20 protein-coding genes are annotated in these 26385 nt (G+C 71.6%); 16 read left to right on the forward strand and 4 right to left on the reverse strand.

Going from position 1 to position 26385, the window contains the following annotated elements:
* The 5 genes from HNR08_RS22805 (at position 1) to HNR08_RS17490 (ending at position 6660) form a co-directional block, all read left to right on the forward strand.
* Entirely contained in the window at positions 1–2817 is a 2817-nt protein-coding gene (locus HNR08_RS22805) for an ATP-binding protein (protein WP_146839165.1), read from the forward strand.
* A 107-nt stretch (positions 2818–2924) separates the two neighbouring features.
* Positions 2925–3938, forward strand: a complete 1014-nt coding sequence (locus HNR08_RS17475) for a hypothetical protein (protein ID WP_146839164.1) — start codon at positions 2925–2927, stop codon at positions 3936–3938.
* A 38-nt stretch (positions 3939–3976) separates the two neighbouring features.
* Positions 3977–4927, forward strand: a complete 951-nt coding sequence (locus HNR08_RS17480) for a hypothetical protein (RefSeq protein WP_146839162.1) — start codon at positions 3977–3979, stop codon at positions 4925–4927.
* Positions 4928–4966: 39 nt separating this feature from the next.
* Positions 4967–6400: a site-specific DNA-methyltransferase gene (locus HNR08_RS17485; protein ID WP_146839160.1), complete on the forward strand. Its 1434-nt coding sequence runs from the start codon at positions 4967–4969 to the stop codon at positions 6398–6400.
* On the forward strand, positions 6397–6660 hold the full coding sequence (locus HNR08_RS17490) for a hypothetical protein (RefSeq protein WP_146839158.1): 264 nt from the start codon (positions 6397–6399) through the stop codon (positions 6658–6660). Before HNR08_RS17485 ends, HNR08_RS17490 begins: the two co-directional genes overlap by 4 nt.
* A 10-nt stretch (positions 6661–6670) precedes the next feature.
* Here HNR08_RS17490 and HNR08_RS17495 read toward each other — a convergent pair whose 3' ends face one another.
* Positions 6671–7534: a DUF11 domain-containing protein gene (locus HNR08_RS17495; RefSeq protein ID WP_183835177.1), complete on the reverse strand. Its 864-nt coding sequence runs from the start codon at positions 7532–7534 to the stop codon at positions 6671–6673.
* 260 nt (positions 7535–7794) lie between these two features.
* Between HNR08_RS17495 and HNR08_RS17500 the strand changes: the two genes are divergently transcribed.
* Both HNR08_RS17500 and HNR08_RS17505 read left to right on the forward strand, forming a co-directional pair.
* Positions 7795–9789 carry a type I restriction-modification system subunit M gene (locus HNR08_RS17500; protein WP_221286381.1) on the forward strand — a complete coding sequence of 665 codons (1995 nt, stop codon included), beginning with the start codon at positions 7795–7797 and terminating at the stop codon, positions 9787–9789.
* On the forward strand, positions 9786–11144 hold the full coding sequence (locus tag HNR08_RS17505; RefSeq protein ID WP_146839731.1) for a restriction endonuclease subunit S domain-containing protein: 1359 nt from the start codon (positions 9786–9788) through the stop codon (positions 11142–11144). The genes HNR08_RS17500 and HNR08_RS17505 overlap by 4 nt, the downstream gene beginning before the upstream one ends.
* A 666-nt stretch (positions 11145–11810) precedes the next feature.
* Here the strand turns inward: HNR08_RS17505 and HNR08_RS22445 are convergent.
* The 3 genes from HNR08_RS22445 to HNR08_RS22000 all read right to left on the reverse strand — a co-directional run bounded on the left by HNR08_RS22445 (position 11811) and on the right by HNR08_RS22000 (position 16170).
* Entirely contained in the window at positions 11811–15233 is a 3423-nt protein-coding gene (locus tag HNR08_RS22445; protein WP_146839729.1) for a helicase C-terminal domain-containing protein, read from the reverse strand.
* A 128-nt stretch (positions 15234–15361) separates the two neighbouring features.
* Positions 15362–15769 carry a WhiB family transcriptional regulator gene (locus HNR08_RS22915; protein ID WP_371862397.1) on the reverse strand — a complete coding sequence of 136 codons (408 nt, stop codon included), beginning with the start codon at positions 15767–15769 and terminating at the stop codon, positions 15362–15364.
* Positions 15766–16170: a hypothetical protein gene (locus HNR08_RS22000; RefSeq protein ID WP_246803142.1), complete on the reverse strand. Its 405-nt coding sequence runs from the start codon at positions 16168–16170 to the stop codon at positions 15766–15768. Before HNR08_RS22000 ends, HNR08_RS22915 begins: the two co-directional genes overlap by 4 nt.
* Before the next feature lie 79 nt (positions 16171–16249).
* Here HNR08_RS22000 and HNR08_RS17520 point away from each other — a divergent pair, with 79 nt between their 5' ends.
* From HNR08_RS17520 to HNR08_RS17560, 9 genes are all read left to right on the forward strand, one after another.
* Positions 16250–16708 (forward strand): hypothetical protein, encoded by a 459-nt coding sequence (locus HNR08_RS17520; protein WP_146839725.1) that lies wholly within the window; start codon positions 16250–16252, stop codon positions 16706–16708.
* 35 nt (positions 16709–16743) lie between these two features.
* Positions 16744–17526 carry an HNH endonuclease family protein gene (locus HNR08_RS17525; protein WP_146839723.1) on the forward strand — a complete coding sequence of 261 codons (783 nt, stop codon included), beginning with the start codon at positions 16744–16746 and terminating at the stop codon, positions 17524–17526.
* The gene (locus HNR08_RS17530) at positions 17523–17909 is read left to right on the forward strand and encodes a hypothetical protein (protein ID WP_146839721.1); all 387 of its coding nucleotides are present in this window, start codon (positions 17523–17525) and stop codon (positions 17907–17909) included. The genes HNR08_RS17525 and HNR08_RS17530 overlap by 4 nt, the downstream gene beginning before the upstream one ends.
* A 32-nt stretch (positions 17910–17941) precedes the next feature.
* Positions 17942–19048: a hypothetical protein gene (locus HNR08_RS17535; protein ID WP_146839719.1), complete on the forward strand. Its 1107-nt coding sequence runs from the start codon at positions 17942–17944 to the stop codon at positions 19046–19048.
* Positions 19049–19147: 99 nt separating this feature from the next.
* On the forward strand, positions 19148–19450 hold the full coding sequence (locus tag HNR08_RS17540) for an LPXTG cell wall anchor domain-containing protein (RefSeq protein WP_146839717.1): 303 nt from the start codon (positions 19148–19150) through the stop codon (positions 19448–19450).
* Between the two features lie 85 nt (positions 19451–19535).
* Positions 19536–19976: a hypothetical protein gene (locus HNR08_RS17545; protein ID WP_146839715.1), complete on the forward strand. Its 441-nt coding sequence runs from the start codon at positions 19536–19538 to the stop codon at positions 19974–19976.
* Positions 19973–22921, forward strand: a complete 2949-nt coding sequence (locus tag HNR08_RS17550; RefSeq protein WP_146839713.1) for a polysaccharide biosynthesis protein — start codon at positions 19973–19975, stop codon at positions 22919–22921. Before HNR08_RS17545 ends, HNR08_RS17550 begins: the two co-directional genes overlap by 4 nt.
* A gap of 19 nt (positions 22922–22940) precedes the next feature.
* Complete coding sequence (locus tag HNR08_RS17555; protein WP_146839711.1) at positions 22941–23612, forward strand: hypothetical protein; 672 nt, start codon at positions 22941–22943, stop codon at positions 23610–23612.
* 58 nt (positions 23613–23670) lie between these two features.
* Positions 23671–26379 carry a prepilin-type N-terminal cleavage/methylation domain-containing protein gene (locus HNR08_RS17560; protein WP_146839710.1) on the forward strand — a complete coding sequence of 903 codons (2709 nt, stop codon included), beginning with the start codon at positions 23671–23673 and terminating at the stop codon, positions 26377–26379.
* Positions 26380–26385 lie beyond the last annotated feature (6 nt).

Genomic DNA, 26385 nt, shown 5'->3' on the forward strand with positions numbered 1-26385 from the left:
GTGGCCAAGAAGCAGCCGGACTGGGACCCGGAGATGTCGACCGAGCCCCGCTGGCCGACGTTCCTGCGAGGCCGCCTGCGCGGTGGGTGGAAGGACGGCCTCATCCTCGGGGCCGGCAAGGGCACCAAGGACCGGTCGGTCTGGCTGTACCGCACCGTGCCGCTCGGGCCTGTCGCGGACGCCAAGAGCGTTCGCGAGATGGAGCGCGCCTGCGAGCCGCTGCTCGCCGCCTACGAGGAGCTCGCGGCGATGGCGTCGACGACCGGCGGCCGCCGGTCGATGACCCGCCAGAGCTACCGCGAGACCCACCTGCTGGTCGTGAACGTCCCGGGCACCTGGACGCCATCTCGAGGCCTGCCCCACTCGGACTACCTGTCGCGCATGTACACCGGCGCTGACCGCCAGGAGACCATCAGCCGCGTCGCGCTGTTCGGGGTGCGGCTGACCGACAAGATCGGCGGCGAGCAGGGCCTGCGCGCGGCGGCCGAGTCGGTCGCCGAGACGCTCCTGAACGGCGGGATCCCGCTGCAGGACTACGAGCCGGACGCTCGCAAGGTCGGTCAGGCACTCGAGCGCGCCGGCCTGACCGTCCCGAGCACGCAGGACTTCCACCTGGCCGAGTCGTGGTGGAACAACGGCCAGCACCCCGACACGTACGTCGTCCCGCAGCAGGACTGCATCCACGTGTTCGGCACCGCCGCGCAGGCTGCCGCGGCCAAGCGGCTCATCGACGACGGCGCCCCGTCCTGGATGGACACCGCCCCGACCATGACCATCACCATGGCGTCGGTCAACGACCTGCACCTGCCGTTCGTGCCGGGAGAGCACGCCGCGTCGTGGTGGGTGACGCAGATCCTGGATCGCGACGCCCTCGCGGTCTCGGTGCGCGGGCGCGTGGAGCCCGCGGTCGTCACCCGCGCCGAGCTGCGGCGCAACCGCCAGCGCAACGAGAGCGACATCCAGGCCCGCGCGCAGGCCGGGAAGATGGATCGGCAGGAGCAGACCGAGCAGACCGAGCTGCTGACCAGCGTCGAGAACGTCTACGCGGGCAAGGGCGTGCCGCCCACCCTCGTCGACGCGATGGTCACCGTCGCCGTGAACGGCTACGTCGCTGACATGGCCGGCGAGTTCGAGGGTCTCACCGCCCAGATCGGCGAGATGCCGAACCGGCAGCGCGCCGCGATGGCCGAGACGATGATCGGCTCGCCCGTGCGCGCGAACACCTCGCGCCAGGACCTGCCGGTGCACACCATCGCGTTCTCCGGAGCGCCCGGGCTGTCGGTGGTGGGCGACAAGGTCTCCAGGCGCGCACTGCTGCTCGGCTTCACCGAGCGCGACCGGCAGGCCGCATGGCTGGACTGGATGGCGGCAGCCGACCAGGACGACCTGCCCCTCATGCTGTGCCTCGGTGCCACAGGGTCGGGCAAGTCGGTCCTGCTGAACTGGCTCGCGACCCAGGCCGGCATCCTGCGCGCGCCCGCTGTGATCGTGGACCCGAAGCCCAAGTCCGACTTCACCGCGGTGGTCGAAGCGGTGAACGGCCAGGTGTTCTCGCTCGACGAACTGGCCAGGGCCGACGGCGTGTTCGACCCGCTGCGGTTCTCCCGGAACAAGGCCGTCGGGGTCGAACTCGCCGCCTCGATGATCATGTCGATCAACCCGTGGGGCAAGGAGCGGGAGAACCAGGAGGTCCCGCTCCTGAAGGCCCTGAACGCCGGCGTCAAGGCGGGCGCCACCTGCACCGGGCAGGCCCTGCTGCTCGCGCAGGAGCTCGGCAAGGCCAGCGCCGAGCTCGTGGGACCGATCATGGACGCGGCCGAGACGCTGCCGATGTTCCGCGCCATGGTCGGGCTGGACCCTCAGGGTGTCGCGCTGACGATGCACGACGGGGTGACGCTGATCAAGGTCGGCGACGCCAACCTCCAGCTGCCCGACCCGAACGACCCGACGCCGAACATCACCCAGCGCGCCGCGCTGGCCCTGGTGCGAATGATGGTGTTCGGGTCCGCGATGGCGCTGACCAACCGCAACGGCATGATCATGCTGGACGAGGCCTGGGTGTTCCTGCAGGCCGGGCGCAGCGAGATGGATCGCCTCGGGCGGTTGGCCCGGTCGCAGCGGGTGTTCCCGATGCTGTTCACCCAGCGTGCCACCGACGCGCTGCACGCCGGCCTGGCCGGCTACATCTCGCGCGGCCTGATCCTGCCGATCAAGGACGAGGACGAGGCACAAGCGGCGCTGCAGCTGTTCAAGATCGAGGCCACCGCCGAGCGCATGGCGCGGGTCACGGGCGCCGCAACCATGGGCGACCGCGAAGGGACCGCCTGGAACTGGAACTCCATGCGGGCGCTACGGGACGCCAACACCGGCGAGGTGGCACGCGGCGCGATCGGCCTCTACTGCGACCTGGCGAAGCGTGCCGTTCCCGTCGAGATCGTGCTGCCCGACAACTTCCTCAAGCGGACGTCCACGACCGAGCGCGACATCCTCGCGCGCGAGCGCAGCGCGCACGCCCTCGCCGCGGTACGCGGGCCGGCCCCGCACGAGAGCAGCGCAGCCCTGTTCGGCGACGACAGCCCGTTGGTTGCCGCGCCGTCGACGCCGAGCGCGGTGCCGGTCATGCCGTTCTTGCGGCCGGCGACGGGCGCGACGCCCCAGGTGTCCGCCCCGGTGCCGGCCGTGCCGACGCCGCGCGCCGCGACCGCGGGCGCCGGGGCCGTGCCGTTCCTGGCCCCTGCCGCACATGGGAACGGGGACAGCGCTTCGGTCCGGACCGAGGCCCCGCCCGCACCCGTCAGGGGGAAGCCGTTGTGGTAGCGCCAGCACCGCCCCGGACGCAGCTCGATGAGGCAGCTCGAGAGATCGCATCCGGGGCGGTGCTGGGGTCCGTCACCACGCGCGAGGCCCGGCGCACGCTCGCGGTGATGGTCTCCGTCAGTCCCGTGCTCGACGAGGTGGCCGCCGAGTACGCCCGTGCCGCGCAGGAGCGCGAGGACTTGGCCGACTCGCTGCGGGCACGCCTCGTGGACCTGGTCCTGGAGCAGGACCGCAGCTTCTTCGACCTGCAGCGCGCCGCCACGGCGTCGCTGACCGGCTGGATCCGGCAGACCGCCAGGTCCTTCGCCCCGGGTGATCCGACGCTGCGCCGGCGCACCACGATCCCGGTGCCGATCGGGGCCCACGAAGCCCTGGACGCGTTGGCGCCGGCGGTCGCGCCCGACGAGCCGGTCATGACCAGCGCACGCGAGCAGCTCGTGGACGCGTCCGTCGCAGCTCTCGACGCGGGCGAGCGCAAGAGGCACATGTCGGACCGGCCGTGGCTGGCCGCCACCGCGATGCGGCGCCTGCTGCGACTGCCGCGCGTGTGCGTGCCGCCGGTTCCCGCGGACAGGGAGTGGGCCCTGGCCGCGCTGCGCGCCGACACGACCCTGGCCGCCAGGTCGCTGCGGACCATGCTCGACCTGACGTTCGGCCACGGAAGCCCAGGCGACCTCGACGAGCGCGTGCTGTCGCTGTGGGACGACTTCTCCCTGGACCAGATGGGCACGCTGGCCGACTACCCGTCGACGACCGCCCACGTCATCGCCCTCGGTCAGCTCACGCTCGCCCCGAAGCCGTCCAGGATCGCCATGCGGGTGATGCGCAAGGCGCTCAAGGAGCGTGTCGGCCCGTCGGTCGCGTGGACGACGCAGTCCGCCACCCTCCTCGGGTCGTTCGTGGCTCGGGTGGCGGAGCGCGTCTCGTCCTACGACGCGCACAGCGACGAGGTGGCGCGCCTGGCGATGGCCGAGGAAGCCGACCGGCTCGCAGCGCTCTGGCCGGACCTGCTCGAGCAGGTGACCGCGTGGCCGGGCCGGCCGCTGGGAGGGGACGAAGCCGACGTGGAGCAGGTTCTGTGGGGGCTGTTCCTCGACGCGGTCGCACCGACCCAGACCTGACCGTCCCGAACGTCCCGCCGTCCGCACATTCGAACGGCATGACCGCGAACGTCACCCACCGCAGCACGACGATCCGCAAGCTGCTCGGGCGCACGCAGGAGGTCGCCATCTGGGCGCAGGCCAACCCGGACAGGCTCCCGTCCTCCTACATCGGCGCCGACGACTCCGAGCGGGTGCTGGGCTACTTCCTGGCCCGACAGCGCGTCGAGCAGGCCGCCGGCAGGGGTCACCCCGAGGTGTTCGCCGCGCTGGACGAGGCACTGCCCGGTTGGTCGTGCTCGCGCAAGAGCCCGGAGCACTGGAGCAAGCGGCTGGCCGAGACCAGGAGCACGGCGGAGGGCTCGACCCGGGAGCCGAAGACCTTCCCGGACGACCGTGCCGCTGCTGGCCCTGAGGTCCTCGCGGCGTCGCACTGGGCGCGAGCGAGCTTCCACCCCGAGGTCTACGGCTGGGCCAGGGAGCCCGAGCGGCGCGAGAGGCTCCGCACGATCCCGCACTGGCACGACCCCGAGCGGGCTGCGGCGCCCACCGCCACGAAAGACGACGTGCTGGCCACGCTGCGGCGAGTAGCCCGGGAGATCGCCGACGTCGCGCAGATCCTCGGGGGCGACCCTTCCCAGACCGGCACCACCGACCGGGAGCGGCGTGCCGGGAAGTCGCTGGCGAACGTGCGCTCGTGGGCCCGCTACGGGCTGCACGGGTGGAGCGAGGAGCACACCGCGGTCATGGACGAGGTCTACCCGCGCTGGAATGCCCCGAACAGCCGGGACCGCCTGTGGCGCAAGCGCGCCGCCGAGCTCGCCGCGTACCTCGCGGCCACCGGAACGCTCCCGGCGGGAAGCGCGAAGGCCGGGAACGTGGGCCTGGCCGCGACCCTCGCGCGGTGGCTGAGCAAGCGTCGCTACGAGCTGCGCGCTGGCCTTCCCGCGATGACCCCGGCCCGTGTCGCGTACCTCGACGCTCTCGTCCCCGGCTGGCGCGTCGCCTGATTGGCCTAGGCCCAGTAGACCCCGCACATCTACAGGGACGTGCTGCACCCGACCACCTCCGTCCGAGACGAGGTCCGCCTGACCTGGGCGGGTCGCGACCAGGCCGTGACCTGGGCGGACGGGCGGCTGCAGTGGGGAGCCAGCGCCCCCGTGACCCTCACCCAGGTCGGCCAGTTCGGCGCCGGCACCCCGACGGGCCGGGTCGTGCACGGCATCGGCCACGACGTCCTCGCGCACGTCGCCGCAGCAGAGCCGGCGACGGCGCGGCTGGTCTACATGGACCCTCCGTACAACACAGGCCGGACGTTCAACGCCTACCGCGACCGCGAACCGCGGGCCCTGTGGCTGTCGATGATGCGTCGCACCCTGGCCGCCAGCCGGGCACTGCTGCGACCCGACGGGTCGGTCTGGATCCACCTGGACGACCGGGAGGTCGGCCGAGTACGGCTGCTGGCCGACGAGGAGTACGGGGAGGACAACTTCGTCGCCGACATCGTCTGGGAGCGCAAGAACAAGCCGTCGTTCACGCACGCCCAGATCGCCCAGGTGACCGACCACATCCTGGTGTACGCAGCGGACCGCTCCCGCCTACCCAGGTTCGACACGGGCGAGCGGATCGAGCCGCGGCGGGTGCCGCTGCACAACCCCGGCAACACCGTCGCGGTGCTGACCTTCCCGGCCGGGGCGGTCGAGCTGGGCGTTGACGGGGTCATCGCAGCCGGCGACATGTCGACCCCGAACATCGACACCGAGCTTCTCGACGACGTCATCGTCTCCGGCGGGCGCAACGCGGGACCGTTCCGCATGCGGGGCCCGTTCCGATGGAACCAGGCCCGGCTCGACAAGGAGATCGCCGCAGGAACGCAGCTGCGCTGCGCACGGCTGCCGCTGCGCCCCAACGCGATCACCGGCTCGGGGACACGGTCCTGGACCACGATGTTCACCCGGGCCACCGGCCTGGCGACGAACGAGTCCGCGCGCACGCACTCGCGCGCCCTGTTCGGCACGGACTCCTTCGACACACCGAAGCCGGAGGAACTGCTCGCCCGGATCATCACCACGGCCACCAGCCCCGGGGACCTGGTCGTGGACCCGTTCGCCGGCTCCGGGACGACCGCGGCCGTCGCGCACAAGCTCGGGCGGTCCTGGCTCACGGTCGAGGCTTCCCAGGACGTCGTGGACCGGTACGTGGTCCCGCGCCTGCGCGCTGTGATCGCGGGTCAGGATCCGCGCGGTGCGTCCCTCGAGGTGCTCGACGAGGCTTCGAGCTCCCTGCCGCCGGGCATGAGCGTGCGCCAGAGCCGGCTCGCTGCCCAGTGGGTGGCGCAGCTCGCGCGCGACGGGTCGTTCGCGGGCCTCGACGCTGCAGCTGTTGCCGGCGTCGTCCAGAGGATGCGCGAGGCGTCCTCTGCGACGCGGACCCGGTTGAGGTTCGACGGCGGGGGAGCGTTCACCACGTGGGAGGCGGCATGAGCACGGGCGTCGAGCAGGACTGCGTGCGCGTCGAGTCCGGCGGGCACACGGCGTCCTGGAGTCGGCACGAGGGGTTCGCCGGCGACGCGGCGCTGGTCGCACCGGCGCTGTTCGCCGCCCACGTCGGTCTCGAGGTGCCGATCGGGGACACCACCGTCGTGGCTGGCGACGGCAGCCCGGAGCAGGCCGCGGCAGCCCTCGTGTGCTTCGACCCGGCGCACATCCGGATCGTCGCAGGGCCGTCCCGGCTGCTGCACTGAACAGCCGCGGTCAGCAGGCGCGGTAGGCGCTGAGCACGGCGACGTTCGAGCGCGGTTCGGTTCCCGACGGGTACGCCCACCCGGTCACGGTGTACTCCGTCACGCCGCAGGCCGACTCATTCGAACGCGGGACCGTCGCCCTGAAGATCACCCAGGCGTTCGCTCCGGGGGCGTACGAGCCGAGATTCACACCCACGCCTTCGATGTCGTCGTTCATGGTCGTGACCCCCTCGGGGTTCCTGGCGTTCCCCCACGTGGTCGATCCGGACACGGGCCGGACCCCATCTGGAAGGCCGACCCGGAGCGCGACGTCGTCGTGCTGCACGTCGCTGCCGTTGACGTAGCTCACCAGGTACTCCACCTCGGTACCCGGCGGCACGTACCCCAACAGCTGGCTCCAGCAACCGTCAGGCGGCCGGACGTACACCGTGACCTCCGGGCCGCCGTCCTGCGCGAGCACGGGCGCCACCTCGGCGCACGCCAGCTCGCCCGCCGCAGGGGTCGGTGGCGGTCCCGCGGCCGTCTGGATGACGACCTCGGGTCCGTTCAGCAGGCCTGCGACGATCGCCGCGATCGCGATGACGGCGGAGACGGAGGTCGCGAAGATCGTCGTCTGCCAGCCGATGGGCAGCTTCTTGAAGGAGTGCGCCAGTCGCCGGAGCCCTCGTGCCGGTGCCAGGGGAGTGGCATCCGCCTGCGGCTTCGCCTCTTCGCCATCGTCGACAACGGGGGCATCTGCCGGTGGCTCCGGCTCGCTCGGTGTCGCCGCCGCCGCGGCTGGTGGAGCCGGCGCCTGCGGGGCGGGCGCGGTGGGGGCGTCCTCGTGGTCAGGGTCGTCCTGCTGGCCTGCCGGCGCGGAGTCGGGGTCGGGCATGGTTCTCCAGTCGGGGCGATGAGCTCAACGCCCTCCCGATGACGGTGTTGAGCACGCTGGTGCGAGCGTCGTGCGTGGGCATGGTCGCACTTGGTCTGCGTCGTCTTGCATGGCGGTGACGGGCGGTCGAGATCGACGGGGCGAGCAACTACGTGCGCACAGCGCGCCGATGAGCCCATCACGAGGCGCGCCGAACTAGGGTTCGGGGTGGCTCGCGCCGAACCCTGGCGCCGCGCAAGACCCGAAGGGACCACCGCCGCATGTCCATGCCGTTCGCTCCAGAGGTCACGATCCGGACGGAGGGGGTACCCGACGGCAAGGTCGCAGACTTCCTCACGGGCAAGCACGTCGGTGACACACCCGAGGAGTACGTTCGGCAGAACCTCGAGAAGGCCCTGGTTCGCCAGTACCGCTACGACGCTCGCGACTGTGCGCCGGAGTTCCCGATCAAGGTCGGTTCTTCTCGGAAGCGGGTGGACGTCGTCGTCTTCCAGCCGGGAACACAGCACAAGCAGGAGAACGCGTACATCCTGGTTGAGACTAAGCGTGCCGGAACCAGCCCTTCGAACCGCACTGAGGGCGTCGACCAGCTCCGCAGCTACATGGCCGCCTGCTTGAACGTGAAGTACGGCATCTGGACGAACGGTGACGACCAGTTCTGCCTGGCCAAGCGGGCTGACCGGACCGGTGGCTTCACGTTCGAGGAGATCATCGACGTTCCCGGCTTCGGTCAGACTGAGGCTGACGCGCAGCGACCGCAGCGCAAGGATCTCAAGCCGGCCACTGCTGACAACCTGCTCTTCGCCTTCCGTCGTTGCCACAACTACATCGCTGGCACCGAGGGCAAGCAGAAGCCTGAGGCTTTCTGGGAACTCCTCAAACTGATCTTTTGCAAGATCGAGGACGAGCGCTCCCGGCAGCTCGACTTCTACGTGACGGCCGCAGAACGCTCGAGCGCGACGAGCGCGGCATCCGCCAAGGCGCGAATCCAACGTGCATTCGACGAGAAGGTCCTGACCAAGTACGAGGCGATCTTCCCATCGAGCGACGCAACTATCGATCTGAAGCCGACCGTCGTCGCCTACGTGGTTAGTCAGCTCCAGGGATATTCGCTCCTTCACTCGCCTGTCGACGTCAAGGGAGTGGCGTACGAGGAGATCGTCGGTAGCAACCTTCGTGGAGACCGCGGAGAGTTCTTCACCCCGCGCAACGCCTGCCGCATGGCGGTGACGATGCTCAATCCGCAGCCGCACGAGAAGGTCGTCGATCCAAGTGCGGGGACGGGCGGCTTCCTTATTACAGCGATGAACCATGCACTGCAGCAGATCGAGGTCGACGAGCGCTCGCAGTGGGCCGACCCGTCGCGCGGCACCGACGAAGAGCGTCAAGAGCTGTATCGCCGGCGGCAGGAATACCTCTCGACGAAGGTGCACGCACTTGACCTGAATCCGGGCCTCGTTAGGGCTGCGAAGATGAACATGGTGATGAACAACGACGGTTCGGGTGGCCTTTGGCAGGCCAACACGCTGGCCAACCCCCGCACCTGGGATCCCGAGGCGGCCGCTCGCGTTGCGCTCGGGTCGTTCGACTGTGTCGTCGCGAACCCGCCGTTCGGCGCTAACATTGTCATCGACGACGAGCACGTCCTGGACCAGTACGAGCTCGCGTCGATGTGGGACCGCGATGAGGCTGGGGCGTGGATCCAGCGCATCGACAAGAACGGGGCGCCCGTGCTCCAGAAGAGCCAGCCTCCGGAGATCCTCTTCATCGAGCGCTGCGTGCAGTTGCTCAAGCCTGGAACGGGCCGCTTCGCGCTGGTGATCCCCAACGGGATCCTGAACAACCCCGCGCTTGGGTACGTCCGCGCGTGGCTACTGGCGAACACGCAGATCCTCGCGGTTGTCGACATGGCGCGAGAGCTGTTCCAGCCGAAAAACGACACCCAGACGTCGATGGTCATCGCCCGGCGCTTGTCCTCCGACGAGAAGGCCGCCGCTGGTGCCGGGGCGCTGGAGTATCCGGTCTTCATGGCCGTGACTGAGCGCGTAGGCCACGACAAGCGCGGCAAAGTCATCTACCGGCGGACTGAGACGGGCGACGACGTCCTCGTGACTCGCCTGGAGACCATTTCGGAGATCGATCAGTCCACCGGCGAGGAAGTCCTCACCTCGATTGAGGTGAAGGAGCGGCAGATCGATGATGAGCTGCCAGACGTAGCGACGGCGTACCTCCGTTGGCTTGGGGAGCACCGTTGATTAGCGCAACCGTGCGGTCGAGGGCGGCGCTGTCGTACGACCGGCTCGACGCCAATTTCTTCACGGCTCCCGGCGTTGCGGCGCATGAGCGCATCCTCCTGGCAGAGGCCGCCGGCACGGTGGAGTCTGTGTCTTCGGTCGGTGATTTCGGACGTGTCTGGGACCCGCCTCGCTTCGCACGTGCCTACGCAGCTCCAGCTGAGCCGGGTGTGCCCTACCTCCGGCCCTACGACGTCTTCGACTATCTGCCGTCGACCCAGGATCGACTGTCGTCGGTCCGCAACGCCCATTTCACCCGCCTGATCCCCGGTCGAGGTACGCTGCTTCAGACCTGTTCCGGCAGGAACCTGGGCCCGATTACCGTGGCCGACGACGACCTCGCGGCGTTCGCGTTGAGCCACGACATGATCCGGATCGACATCGACAGCGAAACCGATCGGCACTTCGTGCTGGCGTTTCTCAAGACGCCCACCGGTCAGGCGCTGCTCCGCCGCAGCCGCAGCGGGTCCGTCATCGATCACATCACGACCTCTGACGTGGAGGCGGTGCCCGTCCCGATCCTCGACGCTGCGACCCGAGCCACGGTGATCGAACGAATGGGCGAAGCCGTCGAGCGCTCCTCTTCCGCGCGGTCACGCCTCCGGGGCTTGCTGACGCAGCTTGAGCGTCATCTGCCCACACCGGAGCGTGCGACCCCGGGCCGCGACGGCTGGACGCTCACCTCGTCGAGACTGCGCGGCCGGCTCGACGCGGCCTATTACGACCCGCGGGTCCGCGCCGCCCGGGAACAGGTGCGCGAGGCGGGTGGCGTTCGACTCGGCGACCTGGCCAGTGCGGTCGTTCCGACCCGGTACAAGCGCTACTACGTGGGGCCCGACCACGGCCGCCCGGTCCTCAGCGGCGGACAGATCCTCCAAGCCGAGCCTGTGAACCTCCGCCACGTCTCGGATCGGTCCTTCGCCGATCCATCCCGCTACGTGGTGACCGAGGGAATGACGATCATGGCTGCCGACGGCCGGGCGCAGGGCGGCCAAGGGTCAGCGGCATTGGTCACGGCCGAGAGAGACGGGTGGCTCGCGAGCGAGCACGTCATGCGCTTCGTCCCCCGTCCCGGCGTAAAGCCGGGCCTCGTGTGGCTCTCGCTCGCAGCGCAGCAGACGAAACTCCAGGTGAACGCGCTGTCGTTCGGCTCGGTAATTGACGAGCTCAATGCTGACGACGTTGCTGACGTGAGGGTGCCACCGATCGACGACGAACTCGCGATCGACGCGGAGGCGGCTTGGGCTGAATTCGGCGCCGCGAGCCGCGCAACCGCCGACGCTGTCGCGATCCTTGAGTCCTCTCTCTCTGCATAGAACGACGAAGCGAAGGGCGCGAACGAGCTCTTCACCCACGGCCGAGCGCCGTCATCGTGCGCTCGCGGTGCGGGCGTGACGGGGTGCTCTCTAGGCCGCGGGTGCGCGGAGTGCGGGTGCGTGGCCGGTACCGCGAGAACCCGCCCGACGGGTGGCTTCTCGTCACGACCCGGCATTGGTCGAAGCGGGCCGAGTTCTTGAAGGACGCATGTCCGACACCACCCAGGCACGACCCGGCGCTCGTCGTTCGTCTGCCCGCCGAGCTGCGCGCCCCGTGGCAGGCCTGAGTCGCGGCCGAGGACCAGTCGCTCGCCTCGCTGCTGTGGCTAGTGGCACGGGATTACCTGACTGCTGCAGCTGACCGCCGACGGGATGAGCTCGGCGAGGTACCAGCTGGAGGGACACCGCCGGCCCGAGCGGGTGCTGTAGTCGGCCGTGCCAGCACCCGTCCTCGGTGGTGCGGCGATTGTTGGTTCGGCGTGGTGGCATTGCGCGGGCGATCGAGCCGCTGACCGAGGCGAGCCCGGCAGGCATACGCGCGATGCTTCTCTTGCAGTTCGGCACGATGGCGGGCGGGACTTCCGTGTGATGGTCGGTCAAGGCCGCATCACCCCGGCCTGCTGGTCGCGGGGGTCGGTCAGACGGCGCGCGTGCCGCCCCTCGCGGTCAGGCCGCGAGCTGCGCCTTCTGCCGCAGGAAGCCGACCGCGTCGTCCATCGCCATCGTCTTGATGCCGAAGTGCGCGAGCGCGCCCATGTAGATGCGCCGCGTCGGCTCGTTGTACGAGAACGACGAGCCCTTGAGCAGTCGCGGGTCGAGCACCGCGACCAGCCCGCGGTCGGACGTCGAGCGGATCATCCGGCCGACCGCCTGCTCGAGCAGCAGCGCGGCGTCGACCGCGTAGATCGCGTCGCGGGCCGCCCACTCGCTCATCTTCGTCCGGGCGATCAGGTCCTCGACGCGCGCGTCGTCGACCGGGTTCGCCGCGGCGCGCGGGACGCGGTCGACGATCACCAGCCGGTTCGTCTCGCCGGGGGCGTCCACGCCGGTCATCAGCGACCGGGTCCCGATGAGGATGGAGTGCGTGTCGGCCTTCCACGCCGCGACGATGGACCGGGCCGGCGGGCCGTCCCACTGGGAGTGCACCGCCCAGCCGCGCGAGCGCGTGCGCAGCTCTTCGGCGTACCGGCGCCCTGCCGCCGCGGTCGCGGACAGGATCAGCGCCCCGCCGCCGGACGCGTCCACCAGGGCCGGCATCTTCTCCAGCGCCCACGGCAGGTGCCGCGTCACCTCGAACCGCGGGCGCCCGCCCTTCGTGCTCGACAGGGCTGCGACGTCCGCCGCGGACGCCGCCGAGGGGACGTAGAGCATCGACTCTCGGTACGCGTCCCCGAACGGGGACTCGTAGGCGACCGGGTCGACGCTCAACCCCGCCTGGCGGGCGAACCCGGCCGGCAGGGTCGCAGAGACCGCGACCACCGACAGGGGGATCCGGGGCGCCTTCTCCTCGATCGGTGCCTCGAGGGCAGGGTCGGCCGCCTGTTCCGCCAGCTGGGCCTCCTGCCTCGATCCGGGGTCTGGCAGGTGCCCCTCGTCGACGTGGGTGACCTTGACGGCTGCGGGGTCGGCATCCGGGTCCGCTTGTGTCCACACGTTGGCCTGCAGGGCACCGGAGACGTCGACGGGGGACAGGTTCGCCGACAGCCACGTGTGGTCGCCGGCGGAGTTCTCCTGCACCCACCTGGCGACCCCGGAGCGGTGCTCGGCGATGTCGGAAGCGTCCGCCTTGAGGGAGTCCAGGCGCGCCTTGATGCGCCGGGCGCGCACCTGGTCGCGGTTCCCGGCGGCGCGCACGGCGCGGTTCAGGATGAGCTGGAGGTTGGAGACCCAGTCCTCGATCATCGCGCCGGTGTCGGCCAGCGGGTTCACGTCGTTCGGGAGCCGGAGGGTCTCGCCCTGGCCGCGATGCTGGCGCCACAGCGCCTCGAGCTCCTGCTGCACGTCGCCGGACAGGATCTCGCCGGCCGCCAGGATCGAGGAGACCGCACGGTCGCCGTCGTCCAGGATGCTGCGGGCGCCCCGGACCGCGGACATGATCCGGCGCCCGGAGACCTCGCCTGCGCCCTGGTCACGGACCTTCCCGGGAAGGGCGTGGGCCTCGTCGACGATCACGGCGTCGAACCGGCCGAGCGAGGCGGAGCCGATCACGACCGAGACCCGCTTGGACGCCTGGACGGCCAACAGCGAGTGGTTGGTCACCAGGACGTCGGCGCGGGCGGCCCGCTCCTTGGCTGCCGCGGGCTTGCACAGCTTGGCCATCGGGCAGGACTTCGCCCCGGGGCACTCGCTGGGGGAGACCGACACCTGCGACCAGTCGGCGTCCGTGGCCGCCCCGGGGTAGGAGTGCCGGTCGCCGGGCGCGTCCTCGGCGACCTTGTGCTGGCGCAGCACCCAGTGCACCAGCGCAACGAGCGTCCCGCGGGTGGTGGTGGCGCCCCCGTCCAGCCGCATGACGGTCGGGTCCCCGAGGCCGTCCTCGAGGCGCTCGATCAGGAGGTCCAGGTCGGCGTCGGACGGGGCCCACTGGCCGGTGTCGACCATCTCGCCGAGCAGATCGTGCGCCGTGCCGATGGCCGCCTTGATGCACGACCAGTTCGACCAGCCCTTGAGCACCTCGAAGGTCACCTCGACCCCGGTCGCGGCCTTGACGGCCTCGACGACGACGGGCGCGTCCTTGTCGATGATCTGCGACTGCAGGGCGAGCGACTCGGTCGAGATCACGGCGCGGCGCCCGGTGGTAGCGGCTAGCAGACCGGCCGGGACCCCGTAGGAGAAGCTGTTGTGCGTCGGCGTCAGGCCCGGGCCCGCCAGGAACAGTCTCGTGGGGGAGTCCACACCGATGCAGCGCACGGGCCGGGACGCGACCGGCTCGACCGCCGTGACGTAGACGAGGTTGCGCCGGGAGACGTCCTTGCGCGCCGTGCCGAACGCGGCGATCTTGCGCGGAAGCCGGAACGGCGGCTCGGGCAGGGTGAAGGTCAACCGGTAGCGGGTGCCGGTTGCGCGACGGGTGCGGGCACCGGACGCGTCCCTCTCGCTGATCTTGGCCGGTCCTGAGCGGACGTGGACTCGCACCCCGAGCGAGCGGACCAGCTCTGCGACGTCGTCGGCCAGGCGCGGGTCCGTGACGCTGAACTCCACCCCGCCGTCTCCGCACGCAGAGCCGTCGGTGTCCATGAGGCCCTGCAGCAGGGCCCATCGCTGACGGTAGGAGGCGCGCAGGTAACTGGCGGGGATGTGCTTGGCGCCCAGCACGCCGAGCGCACGCAGTCGCCGGGCGAGGTTGGTGTTCCAGGGCTTCCCGTCACGACGCGTGCCGGCGCGCACGCATGCGCGGCAGCTCCGGTTGGTTGTGGCGGGCTTGCGCTCGATGCGCCAGTCGTCGTGCCCGTACGGGCACAGCGAGCGGTCAGGTGCGACCAAGCGCAGCGTCCAGGCGCTCGCCCTTCGCGTGCCGGTGATGCTCGGCCACTCTGCCTCGAGCAGCGGGCGCATGGCGTCGAGGTCGTCGTGGCCTACGGTGATCGCGCCGAAGATCGAGGTCCCGTCGCCGAGCCAGGCGCCGAGGATGTACGGGGGGACGGGCAGGTCGGCGTCGGCGGCCTGCAGGGCGCCCGCGACCGGCACTGCGTGGTTCAGCTTGGGCGTGGCGGTGCCGACTCGCAGCGTGCCGGCCATCTGCTCGGTGGTGACGATGCTCCACGGTGCCGCGGTGGTGACGCCGTACTTGCGGTCGTCGCACCGGCGGTAGCGGATCGCGGCGGTGACGGAAGGCCACAGGTGCTCGGCGTCAGCGACGATCGAGGTGCCGTCGCTGAACGAGACCCGGTAGCAGGGGCGTTCGTGCTGGACGGGGTGCGCGACGGCCACCGTGATCGGCTGGCCCTGCTCGCCGTAGATGGTGTCGCCGGCGCGCAGGTCACCCATGCGCGTCCACCCGCTGGGCGTGGGGATCGGGGTGTCGACGTCCAGCGCCTTCCCGGAGCCGGTCGGCGCGATACCCACGACCTGCCCGCCGGTCGACGTCAAGGCGGCCCAGATCGACTCCGTGAGAGGCGCCTGACCGCCGCGAGGCGAAGCGGTCGGGATGCCGGTCGAGCGGCGGACCGCGTCGGTCAGGACGTCCAGGACGTCAGGCGCGGCGGGCTCTGGGGCGCTCACTCCTCGTCCAGGGCGTCGCCGCCGGCGTCGGCGCCCGCAGCCAGGGCGGTCGCGAACGTCGCCCGGCGGCGCTCGATCTCGCCGTCGCTCACGGTGGCGAAGTTCCGGGTCCCGGTCGCGATGCCGTTCCCCTGGGCGTACGCGCGGCGCTCTCGCTCCGACATGCCGCCCCACACGCCGAAGCGCTCACCGGCCTCCAACGCCCAGTAGAGGCACTCGACCCTGACCTCACAGCGACGGCAGACGCGCTTCGCCTCGCTGGTCGGGCCGCCCTTGTCGGGGAAGAACAGGTCCGGATCGACCTGCGCGCACAGCGCGCTGTCGGCCCACCCCTCCTGCCCCTCGGGCACCAGAGCCGCGGCGGTCTGCACCGTGGTCTCGGTCGTCGCGCTGTCAGCGGTCACTGGGCACCTCCACGTGATGTGGATGTGCGGCGCAGGCCCGGTGCTCGGCGGTGCCAGCGCCAGACTCGCGGGTCGACGAACCACGCGCGGTGCAGCACCCAGGTGAAGGCGACCAGCAGCGTGATGGTGAGCATCTCGCTGTAGACGACCTGAGCGAGCAGCGCTACCGCGGCCCAGCGGTACCACGTGCGCCCCTGCCGTAGCAGGGTGAGGGTCGCCACCGCCGGCAGGAGCAGGGTCACCTGCACCAGCAGCGGCGGCCCGCCGAGCTGGTACACGGCGATCGGCGCGGAGACCGCGACCAGGGCACCGACGAAGCTGACCGCCCACGGGCGGGCGCGGGGCGTGAGCTCGCTGGCCCGTCGGGCGGCAGCGAGCAGCAGGTCTCTTGCGGAAGTCACCTGAGGTGGATGTGCGGCACCGGGCACGCCGCGCGCCGCCCGCGTCTTCTCCGGGCGTCCTGCCGCACATTCACGGGACATGGCTTCCGCGCAGCGCTACCACCTAACCCCGCGCCCGGCCCTGACACCGGAGCAGCAGGCCACCACCGCCGGGCGGCTGGTCCTGGCCGCCTCGATCGCCATGCGGATGCTCCAGCTCAGCAAGGTCCGCCGCTGGCACGACCTGGGCAGGGACCTGTCCGGCGCCCGGCAGGACGTCATGCTCGAGCCGGACCAGGCCGCAGCGCTCACCGAGTTCGACGAGCTGCTGCACCTGCTCTACAACCCGGTCAGAGACGAGGACCCGCCGGCGGTGTTCCTCCAGGTCTGCCTGTCCTGCGGGGCCTGGTCGCTGCTGTCGGTGCCGAAGGGCAAGTCCGGCAGCTCCTCGAAGAAGTGCAACCTCACCCAGCACTGCCCGGGGCCCACGACGAAGGCGTCCGCGGCCCAGGCTCGCGCCGCGATCGCGCTCGTCAAGGAGAAGAAGCCCGCTGCCTGATGCGGGTTCGCGGCAGTGCCGCACATCCACAGGGCATGAACTTCGCCAAGCGCCTGCTCGTGGTCGCCGTGGCCGCGATCGTGTTGTCGTTCTTCGTGGTGCTGGGGGGCAACGGCGGGCTGTTCGGCGGTCTGCCCTCCCGGGTCGTGGACACGCTCAGCGACGCGTGGAACCACCGCCCGGCGGGGTACTCCCGGGCCGCGGGCACGCCTGGGCCGGGCCTCACGCTCGAGGGTGCCGACATGGGCGGCCTGGCCGACCAGGCGGCCGCCGTGCGGGTCGTGACCAACCCGGCCCAGGGGTACGAGCCGGACGCGTTCGGTGAGGACTGGGCGAGCGCCGGCGGGGGCTGCACCGTTCGTGACGAGGTCCTGGCGCGCGACCTCGCCGATGTCACCTACTCCGAAGGGTCGCGCTGCCAGGTCGCCACGGGCACCCTGGTCGACCCGTATCGCGGCTTCGAGGTCGCCTTCACGCGCGGCCGCGCGACCAGCAGCGCCGTCCAGATCGACCACGTCCTGGCGCGGGCGACGGCTTGGCGCACCGGCGCGAACGACTGGTCTGCCGAGCAGCGCGAGGCGTTCTCCAACGACACCCTCAACCTGCTCGCCGTCGACGGCCCGTCGAACGCGGCGAAGTCCGACAAGACCCTGAGCGAGTTCGCCAGCGCGACCATCGACGGCACGCCGGCGCTGGCAGAGGCCGGACGGTGCGACTTCACCGCACGGTACGTCTCGGTCGTCGTGAAGTACGGGCTCGGGATGTACCAGGCCGACAAGGACTACGCGGTCGCCACGCTGCGGGAGTGCGCGGCATGAGTGCCCGACCCACCGAGCCTGTGGACCTCGTGCTCGCCGCCCAGCAGGGCGTCGACCCGGGCGACCTGGTCGTCGAACCCTCCCACGAGGTGCTGCGCGAGACCGCCCGCGCCGCCAGCCTGCTCGTCGGCGCCCGGATGCGGCACCGGGCTCCCTGCCTGACCGCAGGCGTCGAGTGGCGCGTCGAGTCCGGGACGCTGACCTTCGACACCGGGGCGGGCGGACGCCTGCCACCGGCGCTCGTCTGCGCGGGCACCGAGACGCTCTCCGGTGGCACCTGGGCCTTGTGGAGCGACCTGTGGGACGGCGCCGATCCTGCCGGCCAGCGCCAGGTCACCGCGGAGCTGCTGGCCCTGCTCACGGCACCGGCGGTCGCGGCATGAGGGGGTCGCGAGTCCCCGCACATCTACCCGGCATGACACGAGACATCGCCACCGCACGCCGTGTGCCAGCAGGAGTCCGCACCGGCGGGCAGTTCGCCGTGAGCGCCCGGGCCGAGGCCGTCCTGGACCTCGAGCCGATGGTCGTCGACGAGGTGGTCCCGGCGTCCGACGAGCCCGAGGACCTGACGCCCGAGCAGCTGGCCGTGCAGGCTCTGATGGCTGCCCGCCACCACACGCGCACCCGCGGCCTGCGCTTCACCGACCCGCGCGACATCGCCCAGTCCACGATGCTGACCGCGCTGGAGGCCCGCGCCAAGAACCCGGACCGGGTGGTCACGCCGGCCTACGTGCACCAGATCGCCTCGGGACACGTCGCGATCGCCCTGCGCGGTGCGATGCGCGTCGAGGACCGCAAGGCGAAGGGCATCTACGACGTGAAGGTCCGTGAGCTCGAGGAGTCGCTCGGGCGCAAGACGACGGGCCACGAGCGCGCCGCGATCGCCCGTCGGATCCGCGACACCTGGGGTGACGACCAGCCCGACGAGCGCAAGCGCGCCACCATGAAGCGGCACCGGCCGTCCGAGAGGTTCGTCGAGCTGTCCGAGATGCGCGTGCACTCGCTGGACGCGCCGACCGGCCGCGAGGGTGACGGCACGCTGGGCGACACGATCTCGCAGTCGCTGCGTCACGCCGCCGTGGAGTCCGAGGCGATCGACCCCGACTCGGTCGCGGGTGCCGTCCTCGCCCAGGCGGAGGGGCAGCACTACTCGGTCGACAGCCGGGGCCGGGCCAGCGTGGTGCAGAGCGCCCGGAAGAAGGCCGCCGCGAAGGACCGCCTGTGGGAGGCCTTCACCGAGATGTCCGGCGTGCCCGAGGTCGAGGCGGGCTCGATGGGTCCGTCGACGCGACGCGACGCCGCAGCGGTGATGACCGCAGGGGGTGGGGTCCTGGCGGCCTGCCGCGACTGGGACAACGCCGAGGAGACCCCCGCGGTGCGTGCGCTGTTCGCCCCGTTCGGCCGGATCTCGCCGGACGAGAAGGACGAGGTCGTGGAGCTCCTGCGGCGCCACTCCGCGTACGCCGACGACCTGTGGGAGTCGGCGTGCAGGGCCGCGGGCCGGGCGTCGGCGGCGGCCTGAACCAGGCCCCGCACATCTACAGGCAGACCGGGCAGGGCCGGAGCTGACCAGCCACCGTCCCCGCCATCAGCACCGGGGTACCGAGCAGCAGGAGCCGATGTGAACTCGAGCGTCAACCTCGTCGGGGCGTGGACCACGTTCTGGAACGCGATCAACCAGGGCAGCTTCTCGCGCCTGATGACGATCATCACCGTGCTGGGCGTCTGCGCGGTCGTCTTCGCCGGACTCGGGTTCCTGTGGCGCAAGCGGCGCAACAACGGCGGTGACGCCAAGGGCCTGTGGTGGTCGCTGGGGCTCGGAGCGGCCGCCTCCGCACCCAACTTCCTGATCCCGATCGTGCTGACCGTCCTCGACCTGGTGATCAACATCATCGCGGGGTTCTTCAAGTCACTGGCCGGCTGAGCAGCTCCCCGCCCCGCGGCCATCTGCCGGGCGGGGAGCTGCTCCGCGCACGCCGCCTCGGACCACCGGAAGGCCACCTTCGCCCATGATGTCGACCTACTCGCTCACCCACCTCACCGGCAAGCCCGCCCAGGCGAACCGGATCGCCGTCGTGCAGGGGTTCGAGGCGAAGCGGCGCACGTGGATCGCGCTGGTGGTCGGGGGCTTCGCCCTGCTCATGGTCACCGCGATCACCTGGCCGCTGCTCAGCGTCGTGGCGATCCTGCCCGGGGCCGCAGCAGGGATCGCGGTCGTGTCGGCGCTGCTGGTGCGGTCCAGGAGCGAGCCCGAACGGCTGTGGATCGCGTCGCGTCGCGACAGGCTGCGCTCGGACGCCGGGACGTTCTACGTCGGCGGCGAGCCGGTCGACCCGACCGCGACCGAGGTGTTCGTCCTCGTGCGCGGGACTGTGCCGGGCGAGCCCGTGCCACCCGAGCGCGACGCCCACGCGACCGAGCCCGTCCGGCAGATGGAGGCCGCCTGGTGAGCCGCCTGCTGCGCCGCGCCCTCGCCGTGCTCCTGCTGGGCACGGCGGTCTTCGCCGCCGCACCGAGCGCGACCGCGGCCGAACCCGCCACCTCGGGGACCGGCACGTCGGCCGTGGCCGCGCTGCCGGCTACTGGTCCGCTCGCCATGGCGCCGGACGTGACGTGGTGCCGCAACAGCTCCGTCTCGTACGAAGAGCGACTCGATAGCGGGTGCTTCGGGGGTCGCACCGCGTCGGCTGTCTACCTGCCCTCGGAGCGGTGGTCCGACGCCGCGAGCTCGTTGCACTCGCGCAAGATCGGCGGCATCACGAACATGGTCACCGACCTGTCGACGACGCTGCAGCGCGACGCGACGTTCCCGACCTACATCTCCTTCGGCAACACCCTCTGGGCCTGGACCACCTCCTGGGTCTCGGGCGCCGTGCGGATGGACTTCATGTACAGCCTCGGCGCCAGTGTCGACGGGATCGTCGCAGGGGTCGGCTCAGCGCTCCTGGCCTCGCCGCTGATCGCCGCCATCATCGTCGTCGCGCTGTGTGTCGTGCTCTGGCGCGCCATGCGCGGCCGCGGCAACCCCGTCGCCTACCTGGCGCGCGCCATGCTCACCGTCGGCGTGCTGGCCGCGATGGTGTTCGGGGCCTCGAGCTCCACCACCACCGAGGCGGGCGCCTACCAGGCCGGGACGCTGTCGCCGGGGTGGCTGGCGCAGACCGCGAACAGCGTGATCTCCTCCCTGGCATCCGCGCCGGCCGCCGCGCTCACCGCCAACGTCACCTCCGTGCCCGGTGCCGCGGACTCCTCCGTCTCCGGAGCGCTGTCCTGCCAGGCGTATGTCGCAAGGCTCAACGAGCAGTACGTCACGTCCGCCGGCGGCGCCTCGCAGCTGGCGTCGAAGATGGAGTCCTCCGTGCCGATGCTGCTGTCGCGCATGTGGGAGCAGACCGGCCTGCAGGCGTGGAAGGTCGCGCAGTTCGGCGGGGGGAACGAGTACGGCGAGTGGTCGTACTGCCGCCTGCTCGAGGAGCGCGCCGGCATCTCCGCCGCGCAGCAGGCGGCGTTCACCCTGAACGCCGGCGGCGTCGTCCCTGCGACGAACCCCGACGCCGCCCCCTGGGGCACCGGCTCCGACAACGACGCCGAGGACCGCAACCTCATCGCCTGGGCAGCCTGCCGCCTCGACGAGTCGGGCACCTGGACCGTCGACTCCGGCTGGAGCGGCGTCTCGGAGAAGTCCATCACCGCCGACGACTGCTCGAAGTGGTGGAACGACGACTACTTCACCGGCTCGGGCGAGAACACCGCCGGCATCATCAGCCAGGGCGGGAGCAACTTCGACTGGGGCGGCAAGCCGTCGGAGACGATCAACCGCACCGGGTCCCAGCCCGAGGTCCGTAACTACCTGCTCTCGCTGCACGGCGCCGGCTCGTCCGCGGGCGGCAACCTCGTCCTGGTCGCCTCGTACGTGATCTCGGCGCTGATCACCCTGGTGGTCTTCGGGCTGCTGTCCCTGGGCATCCTGTTCTTCAAGCTCTCGATGGTCGTCATGACCTTCTCGGTCGTGTTCACTCTGGTGCGCGACCTGCTGCCGAGCGAGGGTCCGTCTGCCACCGGCAAGCTCCTGCGGTCCTACGTCGGCGTCGCGTTCGGCGTGTTCGGGATCGGCCTCGTCCTCGCCCTGGTGACGATGTTGACCGCACTGGTCGTCTCCGGCGCCTCGGCCCAGTTCGGCGGCGGTTCCGTGGCCACCATGATGTGGACCGGGGTCGCCCCGCTGGTCTCCCTGTGGGCACTGCACTGGGTGTTCACGAAGGTCCTGAAGATGCCCTCGCCGCTGTCGGTCACCGGGGCGAGTGCGTGGGGCAAGGCAGCGGCTGGCGGCGCGGTGGGTGGTGCGCTCGGCGCCGGGACTGCCGAGATGCTGGCCCGCCGCGGCGGGCACGTGGCCCGGTCCGGTGCCCGCATGGCGGGCCAGACGCTCACGAACCGCATGCGCTCCAACCGTGGCGAGGGCCCCGGCAGGGGCGGGCGGCCGAGCCGTGCCGGGCGCTCGCGTGGCACGGAGCTGGCCGCTGTCGGCGCCGCGGGGGCCGCCGGCGCCGCTGTCGGAGCCGCGACCGACGGTGGAGCGGGGCAGCGTCCGCCGTCGCGGCCAGGGCGGGGCGCGCGGGGCGCCGAAGGCGCCGGCCGGCGCCAGCCCTCGCCGCAGCGCGCTGCCCGCGTGGAGAAGACCGCGGAGAACGCTGACGCGTCGGTGGCCGAGCGGCGAAAGCGGCGACGTGCGGTCCGCGACGCCCGCCGCGAGGCAGCCGACCGCGCGGGCATCTCGATGGGGGAGTACCGGGCACAGCGTGCGATCGGATGGGCCGCCTCCAAGGAGGCCCGCGCGCGGCTGGCCGCCAGGGCTCGCAAGAACGCGGCGGCCAGCCGCCGCGGCTACGGCGGCGGCGTCGCCGGCAACGTCGTCGAGGGCGTGCAGCAGCGCGTGGCCGAGGCCCGGGCTGCGTTCGCGGCGGCCCCGGTGCGGTCCTCGCTGCGTGTGGTGAAGGGTGCCGCCAAGGTCGCGGGGATCGGGGCGGCGGTCGTCCTCACCGGCGGAGCCGCGCTGCCGGTCGCGGCAGCGCTCAGCGCCCGCAAGCAGATCACGGCCACGCGCCGTGCTCAGCGTCGCGCGGTCGAGAACCATGAGCGGCGCCTCGAGGAGGCCTCGCAGGCGAAGCAGCTGGAGGAGGCGGCCGCCCAGCAGCGCGACGCCGAGAGCGCGCAGGCGGGGGCCGCGGCCGCCGGGCCCCAGCCGACGCAGGGGCCCGCCCCCCAGAGCGCCGGGGCGCCTGCGCCGCGGCGCGCTGGCCGCCCACGCGTCGCGACGGCGCGCCCCCGCCCACGCAGGGCGGCTGCCGCGCGGGTCGCCGGCGGGCGCCGGTCCGGACCGGGAGCGCAGTGGTGACCACCCAGTGGAGGACGACATGACCTACCAGCTGCCGCCGCAGCAGCCACGCACCGGGGACGGGCGGTACAGCACCGTCCCCCGCGGCGAGTCGACAGCCACCCTCACCGTCCCCGACCGGGAGTACAACGCGGAGGGCACCTTCGCGTTCCCGCCCATCGCGCGCTCGTACGAGCAGCTCGTCGACTTCTGGATGACCGTCCCCGTCCCGGACCAGGTGCTGCACCAGCTGCGGGCCGAGTACAGCAACGCGCAGTACGACTGGCGTGCGGCGCGGATCCTGGCGGAGCACCCGGAACCGGAGAAGTTCCGGTACGGGGCCATCACCGACGCGTGGAACGCCTGGTTCCGCAGGATCAACGACTTCGAGGTCGACCTGAAGGCTGAGCACCCGGCGGAGATCAGCCCGGAGCTCGCGCGCCCGATCGCCCGTGCCACCATGCTCGTCCGCCAGGCCCGCAAGCTCGAACCGCAGGTCCCGGGCGTCACCGACGCGGTCATGGACACCCCGCTGAACCTGTCCATCCTCGGCTGCCCGACCGTCGGCTCGATGCTCGAGCTGTACCCGACGCTCGACCTGCCCGAGACGACCTGGGGCGACCAGGCCACCGAGTTCGCCGCGGTGGCCGCCGACAAGCTCGAAGAGCTGGTGGAGCTCCTCGGAGCGACGGAGGCCCCGCAGTCGCAGTGACCCTCGCGCTTTCGGCGCATGTTGACGCGGCGAGGCACCCACCCAAGGAGACCGTCACGTGATCACACCGCACCCGCGAGGGCTCTCGACGCTGCGCGCGCGCTGGCGCGCCTCGCGCGGCGTCACGCTCGTCGAGCTCCTGGTCTCCATGGTGATCGGGACCATGACGGCGTTCGTCGTGCTGTCCGTGCTGACCTCGATGGGTCTGCTCGTGACCCGGTCGGTCTCCACGACCACCACCCTGTCCCAGCTCGAAGACGCCTCAGGCCAGCTGCTGCGCGACGTCAACGACGGCAAGCGCATCCTGGTCGCCGACGAGGACGCCCTGACCGTCCAGGTCGTGCGCGACGCGGTGTGCACGCAGCGCGCCTGGTCCATCGACGGACCCGACCTCGTCGTCGAGACCACGACCTACACGACCGAGCGCTGCAGCGGGGGATCGACCACTGCCCGGATGGCAGTCGTCGACGGCCTGTTCACCGCGACGGCGCCGTTCAAGTTCTACTCCGCGCTGTCCCAGTCCTTCCCCATGACCTTCCCGGTCGCCCTGAACGAGGTCACCCGCGTCACCTGGGACCTGACCGCCCAGCCGACGTACCCGAACGCGCGCGAGGCGAAGATCTCCTCCGGTGCCGCGTTCACCGGCCGCGGCGCCTCCTCGGACGGGACCGGCACCCAGGTCAACGACGCCACCCGCCCCGTCCTTCAGGTCACGACCGCCCGGGTCGGGGTCGACCAGCCGGCGCTGAAGTGGACGGACACCAGCCCCGAACTCACCAAGGCGTGGACGGTCTACCGGATCGCGAACCCCGAGGGCACCGGGTCCGGGATGGCCGCCACGTGGGAGGCGGTGATGCGTCTGGGGCCGACGATGCTCACCTGGACCGACAACACGCTGCCCGACGGGTACACCGCGCAGTACACCGTTCAGGCCACGCTCACCGACGACCGGCAGGGCCCCGCCTCGAACCAGGTCGCCACGGGCCTTCGCCCGGCCGCGCCCACGACCACGGCGACCGGGCAGCAGGCCGGCATCTCCGTCGCCTGGACGCGGCCCGCGGGCGCCGACTCCTTCGACCTGTACCGCGACGGCACCCTGTGGCGCACCTGGCCGCAGATGAAGAGCGACGGCGTCGACATCTCCGCAACGACGGTCACCTGGATCGACGCGACCGGCGTCGGGCACACCCACGACTACCGGATCGTCGCCGTCAACCGGTGGGAGCGCGCGGCCACCGCAAGCCGAGGCGCCGCAGACGCCGGCGCGCAGACGAACCAGGTCTCCACGTCCACCGCCCAGGACGCCGCGCTCGGCGAGCCCGGCCTGACCGCGACCCGCGTGCTGTCGGCGGTGCGCGTGGAGGCCGGGGCGTTCACGGCGCCCGCCGCGCCGACGGCGACGGCCAGCCCGACGACGACCTGGTCGAACGTCATCACCTGGGCGCCGGCCGCCTGGGTCGGTAGCGGTCCGACCACCAAGGGCGGTGTGCACCGCGACCGAGGGTGGGAGGTCCGCTGGCACGAGCGCGACGACAGCTACCAGAACCTGTGGGTCGGCACGGGCGAGGTCCCGCGCACCTCGACGAGCAAGGAGCACACCGGCCGTACCCCGGGCATGCGGGACTCGTACGCCGTGCGCACCTGCAACGCCTCGGGCTGCAGCGCGTACACCCCGGGCATGTACCCGATCCAGCGGCCGGCCGCCCCGGCATGCTCGGCGTCGGGGATCAGCACCCGCGCGATGACGGTCACCGTGACACGACCGGAGCAGTTCACGGCGTACACGAGCACGTCGCTGACCGGCGGGACGAAGGCCGCCGGTGCGGCAGGCATCTCCGGGCTGGGGGAGGCGAACAAGACCGACTGGGCGGTCGACGGCCTCGCGCACGCCACGGGGCAGGCGTTCTCGGTCCGGAACCGGAACGCCTCGACCGCGAACGACGGATGGTCGGACGCGGGATCCTGCCGGCCGGTGACCGCGCTGCTCGCGATCCAGATCGACGGGCTCGCCTCGAGCACCCGCGCCATCGAGGCGAACGCCGCAGCGACGAACGGCTCGAGTCGGAACATCACCCTTGAGGGCGTCCAGACGGTCGCCGGCACCCACGGGCGCTGGGACCCACTGCGCCACAACACGGGGTTCACGGTCACGGCGCGCAACAGCGACGGCGTGAACGACGTCGCCGATCAGCGCACGATCGCCACCCAGCGGCTGACCGTGGCGACACCGGCGGCGCCGTCCTGCTCGGCCAGCCGGGACGGGCAGTATGCGCCGACGACGGTGCGGTTCTCCTCGAACGGGTCGCTGTCGCGCACGAGCGCATCGGCGACCTCGGCCGGCTACTACTCCGCTACGGCGACCGCGACCAACACGAACAGCGACGGCTTCAACACGGTGTCCGCGAGCTCGTACAGCTCGTGCGGCGTGACCGTCGAAGCGCGGCCCACGCCGACGAACACCGGTGCGACACCGGGCGCCGCGTCGAGCACGTGCGCGCCATACCGGTCCGCAGGCGCCGTGATCGACGGCATCAACGCAAGCATGTCCGGGGCAAACGCGGGCGCTGGCTTCACCATCGGCGGCCCGAAGTCGGGGTCCTACTCGGCCGACCGTGGCACCTACATCCGCGGACAGGCATCGGATCGCACCCTGTCATGCGCGTTCTACCGGGCGCACCCGATCAACTGGGCGCTCGACGGCACCTACACCGAGTTCGACTACTGGGGCTCGATGATGTGGAACATGTCGGGCGGCGGCGCCGTGTGACGGCGG

It is taken from the genome of Cellulomonas hominis (assembly GCF_014201095.1).
GTDB classification, from domain to species: Bacteria; Actinomycetota; Actinomycetes; order Actinomycetales; family Cellulomonadaceae; genus Cellulomonas; species Cellulomonas hominis.